Source organism: Flavobacterium sp. U410 (genome assembly GCF_053570605.1).
In genome coordinates this window covers 15,713-41,421 of sequence record NZ_JBSEFI010000009.1, presented here as the reverse complement: position 1 = coordinate 41,421, position 25,709 = coordinate 15,713, and the positions used below count along the sequence as shown (strand labels likewise).

Sequence of the window (25,709 nt, the reverse complement as noted above, 5' to 3'; positions counted from 1 at the left end):
CGCAACCTTTTTTTACAAATCACATCTTTACAAAAAAATTAAAAATGGAAAAAATTGTATTATTCCTCATCCTTTTAATATCGCTTTCATGCGATATTCAATACGATGGAGAGACTAAATTGGTAATAAAAGGTCAAGTTAAAGATGAAAATAACAATCCCTTGAACAACCAATCAATTAAATTATTTGTTTCTAGAAATTCTAGTTATTTACCTTTTGTGTTCTATGTTTCTTCTGAAACCAATTTCATAGGAAAATCTTTTACTGATAGCCAAGGAAATTTTACAATGGTAATTCCCAAACCTGAAAAAAACTTTGATGAGATTAGTGTTGAGATAAACGGTGATTCTAATTCACTATCTCCTAAACAAATTGTTAATATAAAAACAGAAGATTTTTACAATTACGAATTAAATTTAGGCGAATTAAAATTATACGAAAAAGCTAATCTTTGTCTTTTACAAATAATACCCAATCAAATTAATTCAGAAAATGAACTTTTAGAAATCAGTTATATTGGAGATGTTTCCGAGGAAATAATCTTTTACAATTTACCAGATGAATATTATTATTACTACGAAACAATAAAAAACGTAAGAAAAAATCAAACCATCCAGTTGAATTACAAAATCAAAAACTACATTTCAAATACAACTTCAATTGAACAGGTTTTGATACCTATTGACAATTCAGCCGACATTTCTTATACCCTAAATTATTAGTAATGAAGAAATTATTCATAATCTTTGTATTCTTTACGTTTAAATTAGTTCTTGCTCAAGAAACAGAACAAAAATCATTTCGATTTAACCCCAAAATTTCCTTAGGCATTCAGACTCAGTTTTTTTTGGGGAATAATTACCTTTCAAAAGGTCACAGCAATCCTGCAATTGGAGGTGAATTTGATTTTCAATTCATGAGCTATTCAAAATTTAATTTAGGTTTTGGACTCAAAAAAGTAACTATTCAAGTAGAAGATCCTGCAATTGGTGGGAATATTGACAAATCAAATTTAAATTCCGTTAATGGATTTATTTCTTATCATGTAGTTTCGGCTAAAAAAGTTCAAATCTCACCTACTTTTAGCTATGGTGGAATTGAAATCAGACAAAAAAGTGATTCAAAATTATACGGAGTTCAAAATGGAAGATACATTGAAGGTTCAGTAAAAATTAATTATGCCTTTAGTCCAAACACAAAAATTTATACAAAACTTGGAATTTCAAGATATTATTTAAATGTAAAATCTACTGATGAATATAAAAATTACTTTAACCAAACTAATTCTTTAAATTTGTCAATCGGAATTCAATTTTTATAAAAATGCCCATATCACCCGACTTTACTTCTATTTTAGAAGAAACTTTTGAAATCAGCTTTTTACATTGTTATCCCAATGCCTACTTGAAATATACTGATTTATGTAATTTATTGCAATTAACGGCTGGTTCCCATGCCGATAAAGGCGGAATTAGCTATTCGGATTTACAATTGAAACAACAAGCTTGGGTTTTGAGCCGAATGCGTGTAGAAATTTCAAAATTACCCAAATGGCGCGATGTGGTAACGGTAAAAACTTGGATTAAAAGTTTAGAAAACTCACGTTCAGTGCGTTGTTTGGAAATGCATTTGAACGGTGAAAAAATTGTGGGGTGCGAAACTTTTTGGGCTGTAATTAATACCGAAACACGTCGCCCTGATGCTTTGGCTACGCCACACGATCACTTTGAAAAATATGATATTTCGGCTACGGAAAAACCAACCGAAAAAATCAGCATTCCAAAAGAATCTACCGTTTGTATGTCGTATGAAGTCACCTTATCAGATATTGATATTGTGAATCATGTCAACAATGTCAAATATTTAGAATGGTGTTTGGATGCCGAAGACCCGGAAAAGCTGTTACAGCGTAAAATTGCTACTTTGGATATCAATTTTATGCGCGAACTTAATTTAAAAGACCAAGCTAATATTTGCTGTGCGGCAACCGAAACAGAAAGTGTATATTCCATAACCAAAGAAGGTAAAAACGTTTACGCTTTACAAATTGGTTGGAAACCATGAAAATAAAAGACTGTCTCAAAAAGAATATCAGAGAACCTGAAACGAGTTCAGATGGACAATATTACTTTTGAGACAGTCTCTTGTTTATTGCTACTAGCCTATTAAATTCCGGCTATTTTTTTCAATTCTTCTACAAAGCGCTCTGCCAAAGCATCAGCTTCTACTTGAGAAGGCGCTTCCGTATAAATACGGATGATAGGTTCGGTATTCGATTTGCGTAAATGCACCCATTCCGTTGGGAAATCAATCTTAACACCATCAATTGTAGTGATATTTTCATTGGCATACACGTGTTGCATTTCTTGTAACACAGCATCAACATCAATTTGAGGCGTTAACTCAATTTTATTTTTACTCATAAAATATTGTGGATACCCCGCACGAATTTCGGCAACGGTTTGCGTTTGATTTGCCAAATACGTTAAAAACAAGGCTACTCCAACCAAAGCATCACGTCCGTAGTGCAATTCAGGATAAATGATTCCTCCGTTTCCTTCACCACCGATAATTGCATTCGTTTTTTTCATCAATTCCACAACGTTCACCTCACCTACTGCACTGGCTTCGTAAGTTCCGTTGTGTTTTTCGGTAATATCGCGCAACGCTCGTGAAGACGACATATTAGAAACCGTGTTACCCGGTGTTTTACTTAATACATAATCGGCAACTGCAACCAAGGTATATTCTTCGCCAAACATTTCTCCGTCATTTGAAATAAAAGCCAAACGATCAACATCAGGATCTACAACGATACCAAAATCAGCTTTTTCTTCAACTACTAATTTACAAATATCACCCAAATGTTCTTTCAAAGGTTCAGGGTTGTGCGGAAAATATCCGTTAGGTTCGCAATATAATTTTACAACTTCAACGCCCATTTCTTCCAATAGCTTCGGAATAACCACTCCACCCGAAGAATTGACACCATCAACTACTACTTTAAACTTTCTTTTGGCTACAGCCTCCACATCTACTAACGGTAATTCTAGCACCTCATCAATGTGAATATCCATGTAGGCTTCGTTTTCGGTAATTTCGCCTAAATCATCAACAGTCGCAAAATCAAAAGCTTCTTGTTCGGCAATTTCTAATATTTTAGCACCATCTGCTCCGCTTAAAAATTCGCCTTTGGCATTCAATAATTTTAAAGCATTCCATTGTTTGGGATTGTGTGAGGCTGTTAGGATAATTCCGCCATCTGCTTGTTCCATAGGAACAGCTACTTCCACTGTTGGCGTTGTTGACAATCCTAAATCAATCACATCGATTCCTAAACCGATTAATGTATTGACTACCAATTGGTGAATCATGGGACCCGAAATACGAGCATCACGACCAATAACTACTTTTAATTTAGAAGTTGAATTGCTATTTTGTTTTAAAAATGTTCCGTAGGCTGAAGCAAATTTCACGGCATCAACAGGGGTTAAGTTATCTCCAACATGTCCTCCTATTGTTCCTCGAATTCCCGAAATAGATTTGATTAATGTCATTCTCTAAAGAATTATGAAAGTTATATTATGATTTGTTCTTCTAAAAGATTAAATTGCATAGCAAATATACTAATTAGTCCTTTACTTAATTCCAAAACGATGAACTATCTTGCGCATATTTATCTTTCCGGAGACGACGATTTGGTAAAAATTGGCAACTTTATGGCCGATGGAATTAAGGGACATGAATATGAAAAATTTCCGACGGCCATTCAGAAGGGAATTTTACTGCACAGACAAATAGATTATTTTACTGATTTTCATCCGGTTTATAGGCATAGCAAGCATCTTCTGCACAAAACTTATGGTCATTATTCGGGTGTTATCATGGATATGTATTATGATCATTTATTGGCTGTCAATTGGTCTACTTATTCCGATATCCCACTTAACGAATATATTAAAGCTTTTTATGCTATTTTAGAAGAATATTTTGATTGGCTTACGCCCAAAATGCAACGCATGGTCCCTAAAATGATTGAACACAATTGGCTGGGGAGTTATGCAACCATTGAAGGAATGGAAAAAATCTTGTATCAAATGGATTCCAGGACGCAATTTAGATCTAAAATGCAATTTGCTACCAAAGAACTTAAACTTCACTTTTCTGTTTTTGAAAACGATTTCAATACCTTTTTTCAGGAAATCATTAAAATGTCTGAAGAAAAATTGAGCATTTAATTAGTATGTTTTTTTTAGAAACGGTAACTTTGCGAAAAGTTTTTTAACAGAAAAATGCATACTAAAAAAATAAATCCAATCCTCCTATTTATCAGAAAGAATATTAAAAGGCTGGAACGCTTGGTTTTTATTTTCAAATCACTCTTATCACCAAGGCAGTTTATTTACTTTTCTTGTGTCTTAGTAGGAATTTCATCGGCTTTAGCTGTAATTGTCTTAAAAACTTTTGCACACTCGGTTTATAAATTTGCCAATTATCTGGATAATTTTCTTCATTTACCGTACAGTAATTCTGCTTTTCCTATCATTGGAATTTTATTGACTGCGTTCATTATCAAAAAAGTTTTGAATGGTTCGTTGCAAAAAGGAACAGCTCAAATCATGTATGCAGTGGCAAAAAAAAGTGGTATTATGCCTAGAAAGCAAATGTATGCTCAAATCATTACGAGTTCTTTTACTGTAGGTATGGGAGGAAGTGCCGGACTTGAGTCGCCTATTACCATTACGGGAGCGGCTTTTGGTAGTAACTTTGCGCAAAGCTACCGATTGAGCTATAAAGACAGAACTTTGCTTTTAGCTTGTGGTGTTGCTGCGGGTATTGCTGCGGCATTTAATGCTCCTATAGCAGGTGTTTTGTTTGCTATTGAAGTTGTCTTAGTAGAAATTAGTATCACGGCTTTTATTCCTATTATGATTAGTGCCGCTACAGGAGCTTTGGTTTCAACTGTAGTTTTAAATGAAGATATTTTATTGAGTTTTAAAGAAGGGGAACCTTTTGATTACTATAACATACCGTATTATATCATTTTAGGTATTTTGTCAGGATTTGTGTGTGTGAATTACACTCGTACCTTCAGTAAAATAGAACATTGGTTTGCCAAATATAAAACCAGTGTTTACAGAAAGGCACTTATCGGAGCTTCTCTTTTAGCTGTTCTTATTTTCTTTTTCCCAACTCTTTTCGGTGAAGGATATGAAAGTATTAAAGTCTTAGCTAACCAACATCCGGAAAATATTTTAGACAATACTATTTTAAGTAAATACAAAGGTAACGAATGGATTTTACTGATTTTTGTTAGTTTAACCATGATGGTTAAAGTTTATGCTACAGGTTTTACGCTAGGTTCCGGTGGAAATGGAGGTAACTTTGCACCTTCGTTATTTGTGGGTTCTTATTTGGGATTTGCGGTTTCTAAACTCATCAACTTAATTGGGATCAATGAAAATTTGTCGGTGAGTAATTTTACTTTGGTAGGAATGGCCGGAATTTTGAGTGGATTATTTCATGCGCCACTAACCGCTATTTTCCTTATTGCCGAAATTACCGGAGGTTATAATTTGATGGTTCCGCTTATGATGGTTTCCTCTGTAAGTTTTGCTATTTCCAAACGATTTGAGAATTATTCTTTCGATATTAAAGATTTAGCCGGAAAAGGAGATGTTTTCACTAATGATAAAGACAAAAACATTTTACATTCATTAGAGCCGTCACAATTTGTACAAGATAATTACAAACCTGTTGCCGATTCTAATTCGTTAGAGGAATTGGTAGAGCTTATTAAAACAACGGATGATTTAATATTTCCTGTACTCAATGAGAAAGGACAATTGCAAGGATTGATAGATGTTGCTGAGATTCGTCCGGTTATTTTTTCTCCCTTTAAGATTAAATACACTTCCATTCAAGAAGTAATGCAGCCGCCTAAGGAAATCATTTTTTACGATGAAACAATGGAAACCATCATAGAAAAATTTGAAAATTCCCAAACGCAAATTCTTCCTGTTTTAAAAGATGGAAAATTTATTGGATTTATGGCTAAAATTTCCATTTTGGAAAAATATCGTGAAAAACTAAAAGCAATGATTATTGAATAACAAAAAAGGAGAAATTAATTAATTTCTCCTTTTTTGTTATTCGTTCTGTTATTGTTGTACTTATTACTCTTTTTTCTCGCCAACAAAATAATCGTCTTTCAACTTAAACAGAACATTGAATGTGGTTAAGCTGCCATAAATTCTAGTGATATATTGTTGTAGTTCAATTTTTTCGGTTTGTTCTAAACTACTCGAATTGATTTTTTGTTCCATGACACGTACTCTATCGCGAACCATGATGATTTTATTGAAAAAAGTATCAATTGGAATTTCCTTGTTTTGCGTTGCTGTTCCGGGTTCTAGAATCAATTTACCACCTTTCCATTTATCAGCAATGGAAGTTGCCGGCGTAACATCGGTATATTTTTGTAAAAGGTTTTTCAACACTTTTTCTACTTCATAAAAACTAACGGTGTCTACTTCATCTTCAACAGCTTCGATTACTTCTAAATCATCTGTCAGATCAATGGTTTCAACTCCTTTTTCAATAAACGTAACCCAATAATATCTGGCAGATACATTAGTAATTACTCCTAAACCATATTCTGAATGTTTAATTCGCGAACCTATCCCTAGTAATTTCATTTTTATTTTTATTTAATTTTTAAAATTTCTTCATTATAATAACTCCGGCGACTACTAAAAGCATGCCTATAATTCTACCGACACTTATAGGTTGTTGTTGCGCTACGAGTACATTGAAATGTTCTAATAAAACAGAAAAAATCATTTGTCCTGCAACTACTAATCCAAAAGTTAAGCCGGGTCCTAATTTAGGAAAAGCTAAAATAATAACTGTAACATAAAAAGCACCTAAAATTCCTCCTATCCATAAATAAGTCGGTGCTGCTTTTATTCCGGACCAAGAAACAGTTTGTTTTGTTACAACAAGATATAAAATTAACGCTACTGCTCCTACTACAAAAGAAATCGTTGAAGCATGTACAGGACTTTCACCTGCTTTCCCCAATCGGGAGTTCAATCCGGCTTGAATAGGTAAAAAAGCTCCTGCTATAAGTACCATTACAATCCATAATAATTTATCGGTATTCATCTTTCTTTTTAATGATTAAATTTTATACTATTTATAGATTTTGTTTTAAAATGGCTAATATAAGAAGTTGAATAAAAAATTGTCTTATTCAGAATAGAATTTGTTTTCCTTATATTTGTAGGAATCAATAAGGCTATCTAATGAACGTTAACTACAATAAAATAGAGGACACGCTTTCCTTTTTTAATGTTGACTGCTCTACTCCTTATTACATTTCATCCGGAAAGCCACTACTCCATTTACCCATAGAACCTTTTAGAATTGACTATTATATGGTTAGCATTTGTTCTTATGGCAATGTAACTTTAGAAATTGACAACCAAAAAATTTTCATTCCCGAAAACGGAGTTTTAATGGCTACACCTTCTACAATTATCCGATTTGTAGAAACCAGTACTGATTTTAGAATGAAGTTGTTGTTTTTTGAAAAAAATTTCCTGCTTAAAAACATTTCAGATTCATTCATTATCGAACGCTTGGCTTTTTTTAAACAACGTTCATTCAATAGTTTTCAGACTGATGAAGAAAATGGTGCTAGACTTTTACGCCTATTAGAATATCTTGAAGAGAAATCGAAAAGAGACAGTTTTTTTAAAGACGAAATTATACGAACTATTATTTTCAACTTATTATTAGAAACTGCCGAACTTTTATATCAAAATACCAATACTACAAAATTACCTCATCAGGAAACCAAAGACGTTTATTTTAAGTTCCTTCAACTCTTAAACGAAAAAATCAGAGAGCAACGCGAAGTAAAATTTTATACTGACTCTTTGTGTATTTCAAATCAATATCTGATACAAATTGTAAAGAAAGCGACAGATAAAACACCTCATCAAATCATTGACGAAATGTTGGTGAAAGAAGCATATATTATGCTCAACAATCCTTCGCTTACTATTTCAGAGATTGCTTTTGCTTTAAATTTTAGTTCAATTGCTTCTTTTTCACGCTTTTTTAAACGAAAAACGGGATTAGCTCCCAACGAATTTAAAGATAAGAATTTGAGGTAAACTTTACAGAATTTAAGGTAACATACTTACTGTTTTTATAGACTAAATTTGAAAGAGAATTTAAAAATAAAAATACGTATGAAAACAAATCCCTCCGAAATAGATCAAGTTTTTGACACTGCTTATTTGTCTAACAATATTGAGCATGAACCCGATTCGAGTAACGAAATACAAAGAAATACTCCTGAAAAAACGATGCCTTTTTCTGATCAAATTGGTAATTACCAACGAAATAAAGGCATTCCTTTCAGATCATTCGAAGACAGTAAAGTATATATCGTAGGAAGTGGAATTGCCGGACTTTCTACAGCGTATTATTTCATCCGTGACGGACATATTCCCGGTAAAAATATCATCTTTTTAGAACAATTGTCTATAGAAGGCGGTTCTTTAGACGGTGCCGGAAATGCTACAGAAGGTTATATCATAAGAGGCGGTCGCGAAATGGATATGACTTACGAAAACCTCTGGGACATTTTTCAGGACATTCCTGCTATGGAGTTGCCAAAACCTTATAGTGTTTTAGACGAATACAGGCTTGTAAATGATAACGATCCGAACTATTCTAAAGCAAGATTGATTCACAATCAAGGTCAAATACAAGATTTTAGCAAATTTGGCTTAGAGAAAAAAGATCAGCTGGCTATCGTAAAATTGTTATTAAAGAAAAAAGAAGAACTGGACGACTTAACTATCGAAGATTATTTTAGCGAATCTTTTTTAAACAGTAACTTTTGGTTCTTTTGGCGTACTATGTTTGCCTTTGAAAATTGGCACAGTTTATTAGAATGTAAACTCTATATGCACCGTTTTCTACATGCTATTGACGGTATGAAAGATTTTTCTTGTTTGGTCTTCCCAAAATACAATCAATATGATACTTTTGTAACACCTTTAAAACATTTTCTACAAGAAAAAGGAGTTCAAATACAGCTAAATACTTTAGTAAAAGATTTAGACATCAGTATTACGGAAAACGAAAAAATAGTTGAAAACATTATTACCGAACAAAACGGAATTGAAGTAAAAATTCCTGTCAAAAAAGACGATTTTGTAATTGTAACTACAGGTTCAATGACGGAAGATACGTTTTATGGGAATAACACCGAAGTTCCTATTGTAAAAGTAGATAACGCAACCAGCGGACAAAGTGCCGGATGGAAACTTTGGAAAAATCTGGCAGCGAAATCTCCTGTTTTCGGTAAACCTGAAAAATTTTGCAGCAATATAGAAAAATCATCTTGGGAATCGGCTACGTTGACCTGCAAGCCATCAGCATTTGTTGACAAATTAAAAGAACTATCCGTTAACGACCCTTATTCCGGAAAAACAGTTACCGGCGGGATCATAACCATTACAGATTCTAACTGGCTAATGAGTTTCACTTGCAACAGACAACCTCATTTCCCTACCCAACCCGATGATGTATTGGTTATATGGGTTTATGCTTTATTTATGAATAAAGAAGGAGACTATGTCAAAAAAGCGATGCCTGCGTGTACCGGAAATGAAATTTTAGCCGAATTGTGTCATCATCTTGGTATTTCAGACCAACTGGATAATGTAATTGAAAATACGATTGTACGTACTTCATTTATGCCTTATATCACTTCTATGTTTATGCCTAGAGCTAAAGGAGATCGCCCGAGAGTTGTTCCTGAAGGCTGCGTTAATTTAGGTTTGGTCGGGCAATTTGTTGAAACCAATAACGATGTGGTCTTCACCATGGAAAGTTCCGTAAGAACAGGACGTTTAGCCGTTTATAAATTACTGAATTTAAACAAACAGGTTCCGGATATTAACCCGTTGCAATATGACATCAGACATCTTTTAAAAGCTACAAAAGCTCTTAACGACTATAAACCGTTTGTTGGTGAAGGCATTCTCAGACGCGTTTTAAAAGGAACATATTTTGAACACATTTTACCTGTAGGCGAAAAAGAAGAAACACACGAATCCTTTTTTCACGAACAAATCACAAAATTATCCGATTGGATTTCAGGAAAAACGCAATAATTCTTCCATTAATTGGTTAACTTTACGTGTGATCTTTCTCTAAAGAAACACGTAAAGTTACTTTGTAAATAAACTAATCTTTAATCAAACCATAATGCAAAACATCAATATTCAAGATTTCAAATTCTCTTTACCTATAGAAATTCGTTGGAACGATTTAGACCCGTTAAGCCATGTAAACAATGTTTATTATTTCGAATATTTTCAAATCGGACGCGGTCATTATATGCCAACAGTTAGTAAACAATGGGATTGGACTAAAAATATGTTTGTCATTGCACATATAGAATGTGACTATTATAAAGAATTAAAACTCACTGCCATTCAACCTACTATCAAATTGAGAACCTCATCTTTAGGTTCTAAAAGTTTTGAAATCGAATACTTAATTACGAGTTTAGGTAAAGATGGAAATGAAATTGTTCACGCGAAAGGAAAAAGTACGCAAGTATTAATTGATACAACAATAGGTAAATCTATTGAAATTCCGGATTGGCTACGAACTGATTTAACGACTTACGAACCCGCTTTACAATAATATTTTAAACCTATCAAATTATGAATTTTAAAAATGTAACTGTAGCAGGAAGCGGTGTTTTGGGATACCAAATTGCATTCCAAACTGCTTTTCACGGATTTAAAGTAACTGTATATGATATTAACGACGAAGTTCTGGACAAAGCCAAAGCTAAATTTGACATACTAAGTAAAGCTTATATCCATGATCTACAAGCTACTGACGAACAGTTGAAAGCAACTTTTGAAAATTTAAGTTATTGCTCTGACTTGGCAGAAGCTGTAAAAGATGCCGATTTATTGATTGAAGCTGTACCGGAAAATCCGAAGATTAAAATTGGTTTCTATGAAAAATTAGCACAAGTTGCTCCGGCAAAGACTGTTTTTGCAACCAATTCCTCAACTTTGTTGCCCAGCCAATTTGCAGCAGTAACTAAACGTCCCGAAAAATTCGTTGCTTTACACTTTGCTAACGAAATCTGGAAACATAATACTGCTGAGATCATGGGACATCCCGGAACAGCCACTTCAGTTTTTGATGATGTAGTTGATTTTGCCAAAGCTATCGGAATGATAACTCTTCCGCTTTATAAAGAGCAACCGGGTTATATTCTTAATTCGCTTTTGGTTCCTTTATTAGGTGCAGCTACTAATCTTTTGGTTAATGGCGTTTCCGATGTTGAAACCATCGATAAAACTTGGATGGTCGCTACCGGAGCCCCTGTTGGTCCATTCGGTATATTAGACGTTGTGGGAATTACAACTGCCTATAACATCAATAAAATGGCTGCAGATAAAACTCACGACCCGATCAAAATCAAAACTGTTGAATTTTTGAAAGAGAATTTTATTGACAAAGGCAAACTAGGTGTTGCCACCGGAGAAGGTTTTTATAACTATCCGGATCCGGCTTATAAAAACAAAGATTTTCTAAAATAGTTTTTTAAGTGTCTCAAAAATAAACTTTTGAGACACTTTTTATTATTTTAATATCTGAGCAGCATGCTCTTTAGTTTTCACTTTTTCAATGACCTCTTCAATGATTCCGTTTTCATCTATAACAAATGTAGTTCGGTGGATGCCATCATATTCTTTTCCCATGAACTTTTTGGGTCCCCAAACTCCAAAGGCATTAATTACTTCATGATTTTCATCTGCTAATAGCGGAAAAGGTAAATTATTTTTTTCAATAAATTTGGTTTGCGCTTTTGCACTATCTGCACTTACTCCTAATAATTCGTAATTTTGAGCTTTAAAACGTTCAAAGTTATCTCTTAAATCACAAGCTTCTGCAGTACATCCGGGTGTACTTGCTTTGGGATAAAAGAAAACCACTAATTTTTTTCCTCTGTAATCTTCTAATTTATGTTCTTTTCCTTCTTGATCTAGTCCTTTAAAGTTGGGGGCTTTATCTCCCGCTTTTAATGTCACCATATTTTTGATTTTTTAGATTATTTTAATTATTTCGATTATGTTATCTTTGAATTTATAAAGTTACAAAAATGACAAAGAACGAAAAAGTAACATTTGTTATAAATACCTTAAATGAATTATTTCCGGAAGTTCCCATTCCACTCGACCATAAAGATCCTTATACTTTATTGATAGCCGTGCTGTTATCGGCTCAATGTACAGATGAACGCGTGAATAAAATTACTCCGTCACTCTTTGCTAAAGCTGATAATCCATATGATATGGTAAAAATGAGTGTAGAAGAAATTGCGGATATCATTCGTCCTTGCGGTTTAACACCCATGAAGTCAAAAGGGATTTATGGACTTTCAAAAATTTTAATTGACGAGCACCATGGAGAAGTTCCACAAAGTTTTGAAGCTTTAGAAAGACTACCTGCTGTGGGACATAAAACAGCAAGTGTTGTCATGAGTCAAGCTTTCAATGTTCCTGCTTTTCCGGTAGATACACACATTCATCGATTGTTGTATCGTTGGGGATTTTCAAACGGTAAAAGTGTAGAGCAAAGCGAGAAAGATGCTAAACGCATTTTCCCTGAAGAACTCTGGAACAAATTGCATTTACAGATTATTTACTACGCCCGCCAATATTCTCCGGCTCGCGGTTGGGATTTGGAAAAAGATATCATTACTAAAACCATTGGGAGAAAATCAGTTATCAATGATTATTATAAAAAGAAAACCTCGTGATATCACGAGGTTTTCTTTAATTAGCTATCGTTTCAAATTTTAGTTTCCCAACTTTTGTAATACTCAAAGCTTTTGAGTAATTCAATAAAAACGATATAGTTTCTTTTTTAGGTACCATTTTTTTTGATGCTAATTTTTCTTCTTTAATGTAAAGTTTTGCCATAAATAACAAGTTAGTATTTATGACTAGAACGTCAAAAAAAATATTTTAGTATTTTAGTTTGTTAAAACAATTTGATTTTTTTCAATTACTTTTCTCAAATTCATCAAAGCATAACGCATTCTTCCTAAAGCCGTATTAATACTAACCCCTGTTAAATCAGCGATTTCTTTAAAACTCATGTCTTGATAAATTCGCATAACCAATACTTCTTTTTGATCTTCCGGAAGTTCATCAATTAAGCGGCTCAAATCCATTTCTACTTGATCCAAAATAATTCTATGTTCAATATTTGGACTTTCGTCACTCATGAATGAAAAAATAGAGTATTCTTCAGTGTCTCGTTGCATTGGCATTTTCTTTGACTTACGAAAATGATCAATCACTAAATTATGAGCAATACGCATTACCCAAGGTAAAAATTTCCCTTCTTCGTTATACGTTTTTGTTTTCAACGTTCTTATAACCTTGATAAACGTATCCTGAAAAATATCATCACAAACATCTCGGTCCTGAATCTTAGAATAGATAAAACCATAAATTTTGGATTGGTGTCTTTCAATTAGTGTAGCCAGAGCTTGTTCGTCGCCGCCTACATAATTCTTCACTAAAATTGCATCAGAAAGTTCATGTGTAGCCATAAAAATACCTTTTAGTTTTACTTGTGGGTTAAAGATCTCTAAAAAAGTATTTTTTAACGTATAGGCTTATTTCTTTGAGTTTGATAGCCAAATGTACTAGTTTTTATTTCAAATAGCCAAATTATTTTCAAACTTTTTATCAAAAAATTTCATTTTTTTCAATTTTCAAGGAAATACCTCTAAAAAATCTAGTATAAACCTTTCAAAAGATGTATTCTTTCCTATTTTAATTTGATTGTATATTTCTCATTTTCAGTACTTAATTTCCAATCATCAGTTCTAAATGGAACAGCAGTAAATCCTTCTTGATTGAATAGATTGCATTCTGAAGCATCTCCCATCCAACCAAAACGTACTGCAACAACTTTATTTACTTCATCACAAGTTAAAACAACGGTATTGTCTATTATCTCAGCTTTTGCAAAATGAAAAACTTTATCTGATCCGGAAACTTCAAAACCCTTTATATAACCATATTTATCGGTTGTCATTAATCCCGAAGCTACATTGTCAAAAGTCAAAATTGCTTTTCCGTCTTTATTTTCAAATGATTTGAAGGTTGGTCCCGAAAAACTAACCGATTTCTGATTGTATGTATTATGTAAAGCTACAGTTGCTAAACGTTTTCCAACATCTTGTTTGTTGGTTGGGTGAATATCATACGGATTGGTAACCAAATCAGTCGTAACAATCATTCCAGTATTTTGAAGTTTTAAAGTATTGGTTTGCGCTTCTCTAATTTCAGCCCAAGCACAACCTTCATTACTATTTCCTTTGGTAACATAACTCGCCAATTGAACAAAATAAAACGGAAATTCGGAATTGAATTTTGAACGCCAATCTTCAATCAACAATGGAAATGCTTTTTTGTATTGATACGCTCTTGGTTCATTACTTTCTCCTTGATACCAAATGACACCTTTAAAAGCAAAAGGAATAAGCGGATTGATCATTGCATTGTAACACAACGACGGAAATTCGTTTTGGTTAACATTATCTAAAATAGATTCCACTTGAAATTTCCAAGAACCGCTCAAAGGAATTTCTTCTTTATCTGTTATAATTTTCAAAGCTTTACTATCACCATGCATTCCTCCGCCAGCACCAGTATCGGTAACTCTAACTGCAATTATATTGTCGCCAACGTTCAGAATTTCTGTTGGAATCATATAACTTCTTTTAGCGTCCCAACCGTTAGTTTTTCCGACTTTTACGCCATTTACATAGGTTTCGTCATTGTCATCAATTGCTGGAATCTCTAAAACTGCTGATTTTACTTTTTCCGTCAAGGTAAAATGTTTTCTAAGCCAAACCACGCCGTCAAAATTACCTAAAATTTGCTCTTCCCAAGGTTGCGGTTGGTTCAACGTTAACCATTGGCTATCCTCAAAATTCAAATCTTTGTAAAAAAGAACTTTATCTGTAGTAAATTTTGTTTTTTGAATGGCTTCTATTCTTTTTTTAGCCGCAACCATTTTACTTTCTAACAACGAATCGATATTTACTTTTGGCATTTGAGCAATCATTTCTTTGAATTCATCACTGCTTTCAAAACCTTCTCTACTAATCCAGGTTTCGATGTTGGTTCCGCCCCAAGTGGCATTAATTAACCCGATGGGGATATTTAATTTTTGCGTTAACTCTTTGGCATAAAAATAACCTACGGCAGTAAATTCGGCAACAGTATTAGGTGAACAAACTTGCCAAGTGGCATTTTTAAAACTCGAACTCGGAACCGAATTGATTTCGTTAGGAATATCAATATGACGAATCATCGGGAAATTTGCCTGCGCTATTTCATTTTTAGCATTATTCGATTGCTCGACTTTCCATTCCATATTGGATTGTCCTGAACAAAGCCAAACATCACCAACTAAAACATTGCTAATAGTGATTAAACTACTTCCTTGAACAGTCAAAACAAAAGGTCCGCCAGCCGTTTCATTATCTAAATAGAGTGTCCATTTACCATCTTTCCCAGTTTTTACTTTTTTAGTTTGATGATGAAACTTTACCGTAACTGTTTTGTTCGGTTTATCCAATCCCCAAACCGGAATTTTTGCATTGCGTTGTAACACCATATTATCCGAAAAAATGGAAGCTACAGAAGTTTGTGCTTGTGCTATTACTATTGAAAGCAATAAAACGATAAGGCTATATTTTAATTTCATTTATTCTACTAATTCAAAATTACTTTTTAATTGAATGTCTTCAGAAGATGAACCGATCATCAAATCAAATTCACCGGCTTCTGTGATATAATCGAGTTTATCATTATAAAAAGAAAGTTTACTTTTATCAATCGTAAATGTAATAGTTTTGGTTTCACCAACGACTAACTTCACTTTTTCGAAATCTTTTAATTCTTTTATTGGTCGCACTACGCAACCTACTTTATCACGAAGATATAATTGAACTACTTCTTCCCCTTCAAATTTTCCTGTATTGGTTAGTTTGAAAGTCACTTCAATAACTTCTGAACTTTTAATTTTTTGAGTGGACAATTTTAAATCTGAATATTGAAAAGTAGTATAACTCAATCCAAAACCAAATGGAAATTGAGGTGAATTTGGCAAATCAATATAAGCTGATTTATACATTTTATCTTCACCTATAGCCGGTCTTCCGGTATTGAAATGATTATAATAAATAGGAATTTGACCTTCAGTTCTAGGGAATGTCATCGGTAATTTTCCGGAAGGATTATAATCACCAAAAAGAACATCGGCAATAGCATTTCCGGCTTCTGAACCCAACCACCACGTATACACAATGGTAGGCATATTTTCTGCTGTCCAATTAAAAACTAACGGACGTCCGGCGTTGATAAGCACAACAATAGGTTTTCCCGTTTTTTGCAATTCTTTGATTAAATCTTCCTGAACTCCAGGTAATTGAATAGTACTTCTACTTTTGGCTTCGCCACTCATATTGAAAGCTTCACCAATACTTAAAATTACCACATCTGCTTTTTTTGCAACAGCAATAGCTTCTTTAAAACCCGATTTATCAGTACCTTCTACAGAACATCCTTTAGCATAAAGTAGCTTTGTATTTTTCCCTACTTTTCGTTCCAAACCTTCCCATTGCGAAACAATATACGTAGAATCAACATCTTTTAAATCGATAGACCAAAATCCATGATTGATTCGCTTAGGTTTCACCATTGGTCCAATAAACGCAATAGTTTTTGTTTCTTTAGAAAGCGGTAAAATATTTTTTTCATTCTTCAATAAAACAATACTTTTTGAAGCAACTGATCTGGCTGCTTTAGTATGTTCAAGATTAGTAAGAGCTGCTTTTTGACGCTCGGGATTTGAAAATTTATAGGGATCATCAAATAGGCCCAATTCAAATTTTTTATAAAGAATACGCCTAACTGCATCATCAATAACGTCTAATGAAACCTTATTTACCTTAACTAACTCGACTAAATTGTTACGATATGCATTACTTTCCATATCCATATCCGAACCTGCTGTTATAGCTTGTAAAGCAGCTTCCTTACTATCTTTAGAATATCCGTGAGCAATCATCTCACCTATAGAACCCCAATCGGAAACTACAAAACCTTTAAAGTTCCATTTTCCTTTTAAAATGTCTCTTTGCAAGTATGCATTTCCTGTAGCGGGAATTCCGTTTAAATCGTTGAATGAATTCATAAAAGTAGCTGCTCCGGAATCCAAAGCAGCTTTAAAAGGGGGCAAAAAGGTTTCCCAAAGCATTCTATAACTCATATCTACTGAATTATAATCTCTACCACCAACCGCTGCACCATAAGCAGCAAAATGTTTTACACATGCCATAACGGCATCAGTATCTCCTAATTTATTTCCTTGAAAACCTTTAACACGCGCATACGCTATTTTTGAACCTAAATAAGTATCTTCTCCTGCACCTTCCATTACCCTACCCCATCTCGGATCTCTACTGATATCGACCATCGGCGCAAATGTCCAGTGAATTCCTGAAGCAGAGGCTTCAACAGCAGCAACGCGCGCACTTAATTCAATAGCCTCTAAATCCCAACTCGCCGCTTCTGCTAAAGGAATAGGAAAAGTTGTTTTGTATCCATGAACTACATCTAAACCAAAAAGCAACGGAATTTTTAAGCGAGACTGCATCGCAAGTTCTTGAAATTGTCGGGTGTGAATAACACCCTTGACATTAAGCATAGAACCCAACTGTCCGTTTTTAATTTCGCTTTGCTTATTAGGGTTTATTGTAATCGGACCTGTTGCATCACTATCTCCGGAATATTGATTAAGCTGACCTATTTTTTCTTCAAGAGTCATCTTTTGCAATAATTCTTCTACTCTTCTATCAGTCTCATTTTGTTGAGAGAAAGTTGTAGAGAAACAGAACAGTAAAACAAAACTTAGGGCTATTTTTTTCATTTTAATGAATAATGGTTTGAATTGCTTTTGGTAAAATTATAATTTCTGTGGTCTTTGTTCCAACGCATAAAAGGTAATTTACTTGTTTGTCACTTTCGTTCATGACAACTGTTACCATTTTTCCGTCAGGATTTAAAAATGAAGTTGTTAACAAACCACTTCTACTTGCCGAACTACTAATACGTTTCGCTCCTTTCTTGATAAATTTAGAAAAATGACCAATAAAATAATATGAAGGCGTATAAATTAATTCTCCTGTCTGTAAATCGGCATGAACCGGCGCAAAACAGAAATTCTTTACGTGATTTGGACCACCATTTTCGTCTAATAAAATATTCCAATCGGTCCAACCCACAGTTCCGTTATTAAAATCGTTAATCATTGATTTTCCGTAACGTTCTCCGTTCGCCCATAATTGGTATTTAGAAGCATCAAATTTTTCTACACAACCTTCTGTAAAGAATATGCTTTTATCAGGATACATTTCGTTTACGATACCCACATTCTCATACATTTGCTTTCCTCCACTCCAATCTTCGTACCAATGAAATCCAATTCCCCAAACATATTTACTCGCTTCTTTGTCTTCTAAAACAGTACCCGCTCTTTGTGTAATTAAATCTCTATTGTGATCCCAAACAGTAATTTTTTTATCTCCAAAACCAGCTTTTTTAAGCGTTGGTCCCAAATAATTTTTCAAGAAATCTCGTTCTTCTTCGGCTGTATAAATACACGATTCCCAGATTTGAGTTGCCATAGGTTCGTTTTGAACGGTTAATCCCCAAACCGACAAACCTTCTTTTTGAAGTGCATCAATATATTTCACATAATAATTAGCCCAAGATTGATAGTATTGAGGCAATAACTTTCCGCCTCGTAACATATTATTACTGTCTTTCATAAATGCCGGTGGCGACCATGGACTAATAAAAAACGAAGCTTTGGAACCGATTAAATTCATTGCTTTTTTAAGCATTGGGATTTTGAATCTCTTATCAACAGAAATATCAAAAGAATTCAAGTCTTTGTCGCCCTCTTGAATGTACGTATAACTTGCCGAACTAAAATCGCAGCTATTCATATTCGTTCTAAGAACAGAATATCCAATACCATCTTTTTCACTGAAATATGCATTTAAAAACTCTTGTTGCTTTTCCGGTGAAAGTTTAGCAAATACTTCTGCTGAAGCGTCAGTTATAGCTCCTCCAATTCCTAAAAATGTTTGAAACTCTTTATTTGGATTAACAAAAATACACGTTTGCGTTTCCAAAGGTTGTTTTACTTCTTTAACTGTAAATTGATTATTCGATTTCGATAATCTTAGATTAGTTCCGTTTGCAGAAGTATACACTTCTATTGTATTTTGGTTACTTGTATTAGTCTCTTTTGATGAAGAACAACCTAACATCACTAAAGCACTAAAAAGTAAAATCATTATTTTATTCATGATCTTATTTTGTTAAAAAGCATAAGTTGCAACAGTGGCTCCATCAAGAGATGTTGTAACCCATTTTCCGTTTATTTTTATATTAAATTTTTCCGTTGTAGCACTTTCATTTACAACAATTATAACTGTTTTTCCAGCCGGTGTTTTAAATGCTACATTAGGTAAATTTGGTAACTGATTTGAAGCTATTCGTACTGAATTCATCGGAACAAATTTTGAAGCTTGCGCAATAATATAATAGCCTACATTTCTTTTATAAGTCTCACTATTTTCAATAGTTAATGCGCCTTTACATTGTGTACAACCACCAGGTGTGTGTGGCTCAAAATTGCTATCATTCGCTACATTCCATTCCAAAGCCGTTTTACTCCAATTAAGCATAGATCCGATGATAACATTTTTAGTATGCCAAATTAAATCACCTGAAAAGGTACCTTCAGAACCTGTCCATTGCTCGGTGAAGTACAAATTTTTATTAGGATGAGCATTGTGAACGACGCTTAAAGCCGAAATATCGCCTTCGTAAAGATGAAAAGCAGAACCGTCTACAAAAGGATTCGCTATTGGATCATTTAAAACTTCCAATGGATATTCCGGTTTGTTACAATTGTGATCGTAAGCAATAATCTTTGTTTTGATTTTAGCATTTCTGAAGGCTGGCCCCAAATGATTCTTGATAAAATCGGTTTGTTCGGTAGCCGACATGCTTAAACTTGGATTATTACCGGGATGCAAAGGTTCGTTTTGAGGCGTAATAGCATCAATAGTAATTCCTTTCAATTGCATTTGTTGAATGTACTTTACAAAATACTGCGCATAAACACCGTAATATTTAGGTTGCAATTTTCCTCCAATACTGCTATTGTTGTCTTTCATCCAAATGGGTGGCGACCAAGGTGTAGCTATAATTTTTATGTTCGGATTTATTGCTAAAACCTCTTGTAGCATTTTGATTAAAGCTGAATTGGCTTCCAAACTAAATTTTGACAATGTTACATCCGTTTCACCAACAGGAACATCATCATACGAGAAAACAGTTCCATCTAAATCAGATGCACCAATACTCAATCTCAAATAACTTATCGCAATGGAATTAACTGAATTCCCAAAAAGTTCTTGTAGCAATTGTTTTCTCTTTTCAGGCACTAATTGATTGATCACCTCAACACTACCGCCTGTTAAAGTATATCCAAAACCATCAATAGTTTGATAGGTTTCGGAAGGATCTATTTCAATACTTGGATAAGCATTATCGTTTGTATTAAATATTAAGTTTGATTCTTGTTTTTGTAGTTTTACCGATTCGTCTGCTTTTGTAATCCAAACTTCGACATTATTTTTCTTTTTAGAAACTGCCGATTGTCCGGAACACGATACAATTAAACTTGTTAGTAAACCACAAGAAAACAATATTATATTTTTAATCATTTTTTCGTAATTAAATCAATGTAAATAGGTTATTTACCTGAAATTTTTCTTTCTTTTTCCTTTAGACTGAAACTCTCTTAGAGCTTCATAATACATATAAAATCTCAACTAAATTAATTAGTTAGATTTTTACACGTCATAGTTTTCAAAATTTGTTCTAAAAATGCTTCTTTATCAGATGAGAAGCCTATTATAAAATCCATTGATAAGAACTATAATTTATTTAAAAATAGTCCTTATCAAATGGATTAGAATTAAAAATCTTAATATCCAGGATTTTGTGTCAATAACGAATTAGCATCTAACTTGTCTTGAGGAATTGGCCACAAAAGTCTATTTTGATTAATATTTGATGCTGTAGATAAAACAACACCATTACCATCTTTTTGTTGCGAAAGTATTTCAACTGCTTTACCCATTCTTTTCAAATCGAACCAGCGATCACCTTCAAAAGCTAACTCCATTAACCTTTCATCAAGAATTTTGTAAATAGCATCTGACTGATCTGTAGCGCTAATTGTAGCAATACCAGCTCTTGTTCTTACTTGGTTTACTAAAGCCATTGCTTCGGGAACATCTCCTAAAGTCGCTAAAGCTTCTGCTTTTAATAACAAAATATCAGATAAACGAGCAAGATAAAAATTTTGATTGCCATCAGTATCTCTCATTTTATAAGCAAAAGGATAATTTGTTGATGACCAATATGTATCTGCCCAACCTACATTTGCAGTAGTTATAGTTGAGGCTTTTCTTTGAGTATCTCCATTATCTGTAAAAGCTTTAACTAAAGTATGTGAAGGCGCATTGAATTTTTTCCAGTCAGTTCCTAAAAACATAAATGTATTCCAAGCACCTATTGGGCTACTCCATCCGTCTCCATTAACTTCCCATATAGATTCCTCATTTCCTTCGTGATCACTATCAAAAAGATGATCATAAGTTGGTAAAAGTGAATAACCTCCTGCGATAACTTCATCACAATATTGAACAGTTTTTGTCCAATCAGGATTTGGCATTGTAGCATATACTTTCGCTAAAAGTGCTTTAGCTCCCATTTTGTTTGCTTTAAATTTAAAAGAACCATCAGGAGCATTATCGATAGCCACTAAACAGTCAGCAATAATTTGATCATAAACTTCTGCAACAGGCTTTCTTGCCGGGAATAAAGCATCAAATACTTCATCAAAATTCTCACTTGAAACTGAAAAAACAGCTTCAGTTGCTATTGGACAATCTCCCCATAACTGTACCGCATGAAAATGATTTAAAGCTCTAATCAACGAAGCTTCTCCAATCATTTCATTTCTACGCGTTTCACTTAAATCGGAGGCTTGGTCTACATAATTAATGATAATATTACAAGTATTTATATTATTATAAATATCATTCCAATCTCCTTTCATTTGAGAATTAGTCGATAACATTTGATAAGCTTCATATTGAAAAATAGCTGGATTATCCGCTCCAATATAAGCATTATCAGATTGTCCGTCTCCTGCTAATAAAAAGTCTAATTGCCAATAGCCAGAACCAAAAGTCCCATAAACTGCATTCATTCTCGCTTCAGCAGCAGCAGCATCTTCTATTATAATTCCACCATTATTAGTATATGTTTCTTCTGTTGTTGGTTCTGTATCTAAATAATCTGAACATGAGGATAAAAACAACACCATAAGTATAGCTGATGTTTTTAAATAATTTCTAACTGATTTCATAATTATATAGTATTTTATTATTAAAAGTTTGCTTTAAGTCCAAAGATGAATGTTTTAACTTGTGGATAAGTACCTAAATCGATTCCTTGACCAAGTCCTGATGAATTATTAAACGCACCTACTTCCGGATCAAAGCCTTTGTAGTTTGTAATAGTATATAAATTTTGTGCTGTTACATACAATTTTACAGAATTCAGTTTTAAACTCTCTAATTTGAATTGGTACCCTAACGTCACTGATTTCAATCTAACATAAGATCCGTCTTCAACATACCTATCCGAAACGTGTAAAGCATTAGGATCGTTAGCTCTTGGTACATCTGTAATCTGTCCCGGAGTTGTCCATCTGTTTAATACTTCTGTAGATTGATTGTTATAATTTGTCATTAATGTTAAATCCATTCTTGAAGCATTATAAATATCGTTCCCTTGAGAACCTGTAATTAAAGCATCTAATGAAAATCCTTTATAGCTGAAATTATTACTGAATCCAAAAGTAAAATCAGGGTTTGGGTTTCCAATAATGGTTCTATCTTCAGGAGAGATTTGCCCATCTCCGTTAACATCTTGATACATTAATGAACCAGTAGCCGGATCTACACCATCTACTTTATAACCATAAAAACTTCCTACCGGGTTTCCTTCTGTTAATAAAATTACACTCTCTCCAACAGAATTTAAAGTATTAAAAGGTATTTTTTTTAATAATCCAAGTTCTACTACTTCATTTTTATTAAATGAAATATTAAAGTTAGTATTCCATGTAAAGTCACCTGTTAAATTTCTTGTGTTTAAGCTCAACTCCAAACCTTTATTTTCAATTTCCCCTGCATTATAGTAATAATCATTCAATTGAGTTGAAAATTGAATTACTTGTAACAAATCTTTGGTATTTTTCTTATATATATCTGCTGATAATTTAACTCTGTTGCTGAATAATCCTAAATCTACTCCAAAATTTATATCGGTAACCGTTTCCCATTTCAAATCTGGGTTTGCAGTTTGAGAAGTTTCTGTTTCTCCTGTATTAAGATCTGTATATGTTAAATCTAAATGGGAATACGCTGGTATTCCAGATAAATTACCTGTTTTACCCCAACCTGCTCTCAATTTCAACTCGCTAATAGAGTTGATATTTTTGAAGAATTCTTCATTTGAAACTACCCAAGCGGCAGAAATACCCGGGAAGAATCCCCATTTATTACCTGGCGCTAATTGAGAAGCTCCACTTTCTCTAAACACTCCATTAAAAATATATTTATCTTTATACGAATACGTTACTCTACCAAAATATGACAAACTTCTTATTTGTGTTTCTCTGTATTCATAAAATTGATTTTCTGCTACATTAATATCGTAACTTCTTAGGCTAATATCAAAACCAGTTCCTGAATTATTATCATAAGAATATTTATTATTTTGCATTGACATACCCGCTAAAAATTTTAAATCTGAATTTTCAAATTTTAATGAATAGTTTAACGTATTCTCAAAGTTTAAATTAGCATAATTTGTAATTGTATTACTTCCTCTACCTTTTACTGTATCTGGATTATCCTCTCCATTTCTTCCCCAAACGTTAGTATAAGAATCTACAAATTGAACATTGTCTGATCTTGTTAAATCAAAAGATAACATAGGTTTCCACATTAAATTAGGTAAGATGTTTACATCAAAACTAATGCTACTCAAATATCTGTTAACTGCTGTTTCATTTTGTCTGGCTAATAAAGAAACTGGATTTTCCCATCCTGATTGATACGGATTTATGGCATATTGCCCGTCTTTATAACCATCTCTATATGATCCGTCAGGATTTGTATCTCTGATATTTAATTGAGAACCCCAAATAGGTAAAAATGAAGGTGTAACCAAAGCACTCATTACAGCACCTCCTTGTCCTACACTGTTATTATCACTAATATAAGATCCATCTGATTGAATTACATTCATACTCACATCTGATTTTAACCATGATGTTAAATTAGCATTCAAATTTACTTTTCCTGAAAATCTTTTGTAGTAAGAAGGACTGATGATACCATCTGTAGTTTGATATCCTAAAGCACTGTAATACTTCAATTTATCAGTACCACCGGCATACGAAAAATTATAATTTTGGTCTACACCTGTTCTCAAAATTTCGTCTTGCCAATTGGTATTAATTCCAGCATATTTAGGATCATTTGCAGTAGTTAAATAACTTGGATTAATTTCTCCTAATAATGTTTTGTAATCTGATTGATTTAAAACATCTACATTACTTACAGCTTTAGAAAAACCGATGTATGAACTGAATTGGAAATCTTTTGTATTAGCTTTTCCTTTTTTAGTAGTGATGATTACAACACCTGTAGAACCGTTTACACCATAAATTGCTGTAGCAGTAGCATCTTTTAAAATTGCCATATCTACGATATCTTCAGTATTTAAACCTGAAATATCTTTGGTTTGGATTCCGTCTACAACATACAAAGGTTCGTTTCCAGAGAAAATAGAACTAATACCCCTAATTCTAATATCGAAACTAGCTCCCGGTTTACCTGAAGTTTGAACCACATTAACCCCTGTCGCATTTCCTTGTAAAGCTTGCGCCACATTTACAATTGGACGGTTTTCAAATGCATCTGATTTAATTGTAGAAATGGCATTTGTTAAGTTTTTACTTTTTTGAGTTCCGTATCCTACATTAACAATAACTTCTTGTAATTGTCCTACATCTTCAAGTAATGTAATCAATAGCGGTCCATTGGTGATTTGAACTTCACTTGTTTGGTATCCAACATACGAAACAACTAATTGTTTAGCATCATTTGGAACTGATAATGTAAAGTCTCCATCAAAATTTGTAATTGTAGCTGACTTAGTATCCTTTACTAGTACATTAGCTCCTGCTAATGGTATTCCATCTGCTAAAACTTTTCCAGAAACAATTTTCTGTGCTTGTACAGATGAAATGAAAACTAAGAAAATAGAAATAAAGAAAATATTATCCTTAAATCTTTCTAAAAGCGGTTTAAAAATCATAATTAATACGTTTTATTT

22 protein-coding genes are annotated in these 25,709 nt (G+C 33.3%); 10 read left to right on the top strand and 12 right to left on the bottom strand.

What is annotated here, in order from left to right; translation table 11 throughout:
* The first annotated feature begins 44 nt into the window (after positions 1-44).
* From ACUSJC_RS07700 to ACUSJC_RS07690, 3 genes are read left to right on the top strand one after another with little or no spacing between them, the layout of a single operon-like run.
* A complete protein-coding gene (locus tag ACUSJC_RS07700; RefSeq protein WP_449268984.1) occupies positions 45-722 on the top strand; it encodes an Ig-like domain-containing protein in 678 nt (225 codons plus the stop codon).
* Positions 723-724: 2 nt separating this feature from the next.
* Positions 725-1,321 (top strand): hypothetical protein, encoded by a 597-nt coding sequence (locus ACUSJC_RS07695; protein ID WP_449268983.1) that lies wholly within the window; start codon positions 725-727, stop codon positions 1,319-1,321.
* Between the two features lie 2 nt (positions 1,322-1,323).
* Entirely contained in the window at positions 1,324-2,064 is a 741-nt protein-coding gene (locus ACUSJC_RS07690; protein WP_449268982.1) for an acyl-[acyl-carrier-protein] thioesterase, read from the top strand.
* 101 nt (positions 2,065-2,165) lie between these two features.
* On the opposite strand, the gene glmM is transcribed toward ACUSJC_RS07690, so the two are convergent.
* Entirely contained in the window at positions 2,166-3,557 is a 1,392-nt protein-coding gene (gene glmM, locus ACUSJC_RS07685) for a phosphoglucosamine mutase (protein WP_449268981.1), read from the bottom strand.
* Between the two features lie 99 nt (positions 3,558-3,656).
* On the opposite strand from glmM, the gene ACUSJC_RS07680 reads away from it, so the two are divergent.
* Together ACUSJC_RS07680 and ACUSJC_RS07675 are read left to right on the top strand one after the other, a co-directional pair.
* Positions 3,657-4,238 carry an acyl carrier protein phosphodiesterase gene (locus ACUSJC_RS07680; protein ID WP_449268980.1) on the top strand — a complete coding sequence of 194 codons (582 nt, stop codon included), beginning with the start codon at positions 3,657-3,659 and terminating at the stop codon, positions 4,236-4,238.
* 54 nt (positions 4,239-4,292) lie between these two features.
* Positions 4,293-6,113 carry a chloride channel protein gene (locus tag ACUSJC_RS07675; protein WP_449268979.1) on the top strand — a complete coding sequence of 607 codons (1,821 nt, stop codon included), beginning with the start codon at positions 4,293-4,295 and terminating at the stop codon, positions 6,111-6,113.
* Positions 6,114-6,176: 63 nt separating this feature from the next.
* Here the strand turns inward: ACUSJC_RS07675 and ACUSJC_RS07670 are convergent, their stop codons facing one another.
* Both ACUSJC_RS07670 and ACUSJC_RS07665 read right to left on the bottom strand, forming a co-directional pair.
* Positions 6,177-6,698, bottom strand: coding sequence for a hypothetical protein (locus ACUSJC_RS07670; protein WP_449268978.1), 522 nt, complete (start codon positions 6,696-6,698; stop codon positions 6,177-6,179).
* 19 nt (positions 6,699-6,717) lie between these two features.
* Positions 6,718-7,167, bottom strand: a complete 450-nt coding sequence (locus tag ACUSJC_RS07665) for a DMT family transporter (protein WP_449268977.1) — start codon at positions 7,165-7,167, stop codon at positions 6,718-6,720.
* Between the two features lie 140 nt (positions 7,168-7,307).
* On the opposite strand from ACUSJC_RS07665, the gene ACUSJC_RS07660 reads away from it, so the two are divergent.
* The 4 genes from ACUSJC_RS07660 (at position 7,308) to ACUSJC_RS07645 (ending at position 11,654) form a co-directional block, all read left to right on the top strand.
* Positions 7,308-8,183 carry a helix-turn-helix domain-containing protein gene (locus ACUSJC_RS07660; protein WP_449268976.1) on the top strand — a complete coding sequence of 292 codons (876 nt, stop codon included), beginning with the start codon at positions 7,308-7,310 and terminating at the stop codon, positions 8,181-8,183.
* A 78-nt stretch (positions 8,184-8,261) separates the two neighbouring features.
* Positions 8,262-10,199, top strand: coding sequence for an oleate hydratase (locus tag ACUSJC_RS07655; protein WP_449268975.1), 1,938 nt, complete (start codon positions 8,262-8,264; stop codon positions 10,197-10,199).
* A 94-nt stretch (positions 10,200-10,293) separates the two neighbouring features.
* Entirely contained in the window at positions 10,294-10,737 is a 444-nt protein-coding gene (locus ACUSJC_RS07650; protein ID WP_449268974.1) for an acyl-CoA thioesterase, read from the top strand.
* A gap of 20 nt (positions 10,738-10,757) precedes the next feature.
* Positions 10,758-11,654 (top strand): 3-hydroxyacyl-CoA dehydrogenase, encoded by an 897-nt coding sequence (locus ACUSJC_RS07645; protein WP_449268973.1) that lies wholly within the window; start codon positions 10,758-10,760, stop codon positions 11,652-11,654.
* A 42-nt stretch (positions 11,655-11,696) separates the two neighbouring features.
* Here the strand turns inward: ACUSJC_RS07645 and bcp are convergent, their stop codons facing one another.
* Entirely contained in the window at positions 11,697-12,149 is a 453-nt protein-coding gene (gene bcp, locus ACUSJC_RS07640; RefSeq protein WP_449268972.1) for a thioredoxin-dependent thiol peroxidase, read from the bottom strand.
* Positions 12,150-12,217: 68 nt separating this feature from the next.
* Between bcp and ACUSJC_RS07635 the strand changes: the two genes are divergently transcribed.
* Positions 12,218-12,877, top strand: a complete 660-nt coding sequence (locus ACUSJC_RS07635) for an endonuclease III domain-containing protein (protein WP_449268971.1) — start codon at positions 12,218-12,220, stop codon at positions 12,875-12,877.
* Positions 12,878-12,893: 16 nt separating this feature from the next.
* Here ACUSJC_RS07635 and ACUSJC_RS07630 read toward each other — a convergent pair whose 3' ends face one another.
* The 8 genes from ACUSJC_RS07630 to ACUSJC_RS07595 all read right to left on the bottom strand — a co-directional run bounded on the left by ACUSJC_RS07630 (position 12,894) and on the right by ACUSJC_RS07595 (position 25,691).
* Positions 12,894-13,040: a hypothetical protein gene (locus tag ACUSJC_RS07630; RefSeq protein ID WP_449268970.1), complete on the bottom strand. Its 147-nt coding sequence runs from the start codon at positions 13,038-13,040 to the stop codon at positions 12,894-12,896.
* 53 nt (positions 13,041-13,093) lie between these two features.
* Positions 13,094-13,678: an RNA polymerase sigma factor gene (locus ACUSJC_RS07625; protein ID WP_449268969.1), complete on the bottom strand. Its 585-nt coding sequence runs from the start codon at positions 13,676-13,678 to the stop codon at positions 13,094-13,096.
* A 221-nt stretch (positions 13,679-13,899) separates the two neighbouring features.
* On the bottom strand, positions 13,900-15,849 hold the full coding sequence (locus tag ACUSJC_RS07620) for a sialate O-acetylesterase (RefSeq protein ID WP_449268968.1): 1,950 nt from the start codon (positions 15,847-15,849) through the stop codon (positions 13,900-13,902).
* Positions 15,850-18,075, bottom strand: coding sequence for a glycoside hydrolase family 3 N-terminal domain-containing protein (locus ACUSJC_RS07615; RefSeq protein WP_449268967.1), 2,226 nt, complete (start codon positions 18,073-18,075; stop codon positions 15,850-15,852).
* A gap of 1 nt (position 18,076) precedes the next feature.
* Positions 18,077-19,522, bottom strand: coding sequence for a glycoside hydrolase family 30 protein (locus ACUSJC_RS07610; protein ID WP_449268966.1), 1,446 nt, complete (start codon positions 19,520-19,522; stop codon positions 18,077-18,079).
* A 12-nt stretch (positions 19,523-19,534) separates the two neighbouring features.
* Positions 19,535-20,950, bottom strand: coding sequence for a glycoside hydrolase family 30 protein (locus tag ACUSJC_RS07605; protein ID WP_449268965.1), 1,416 nt, complete (start codon positions 20,948-20,950; stop codon positions 19,535-19,537).
* Between the two features lie 263 nt (positions 20,951-21,213).
* Entirely contained in the window at positions 21,214-22,665 is a 1,452-nt protein-coding gene (locus ACUSJC_RS07600; protein WP_449268964.1) for a RagB/SusD family nutrient uptake outer membrane protein, read from the bottom strand.
* Positions 22,666-22,685: 20 nt separating this feature from the next.
* On the bottom strand, positions 22,686-25,691 hold the full coding sequence (locus ACUSJC_RS07595; RefSeq protein WP_449268963.1) for a SusC/RagA family TonB-linked outer membrane protein: 3,006 nt from the start codon (positions 25,689-25,691) through the stop codon (positions 22,686-22,688).
* Between the last annotated feature and the right edge of the window lie 18 nt (positions 25,692-25,709).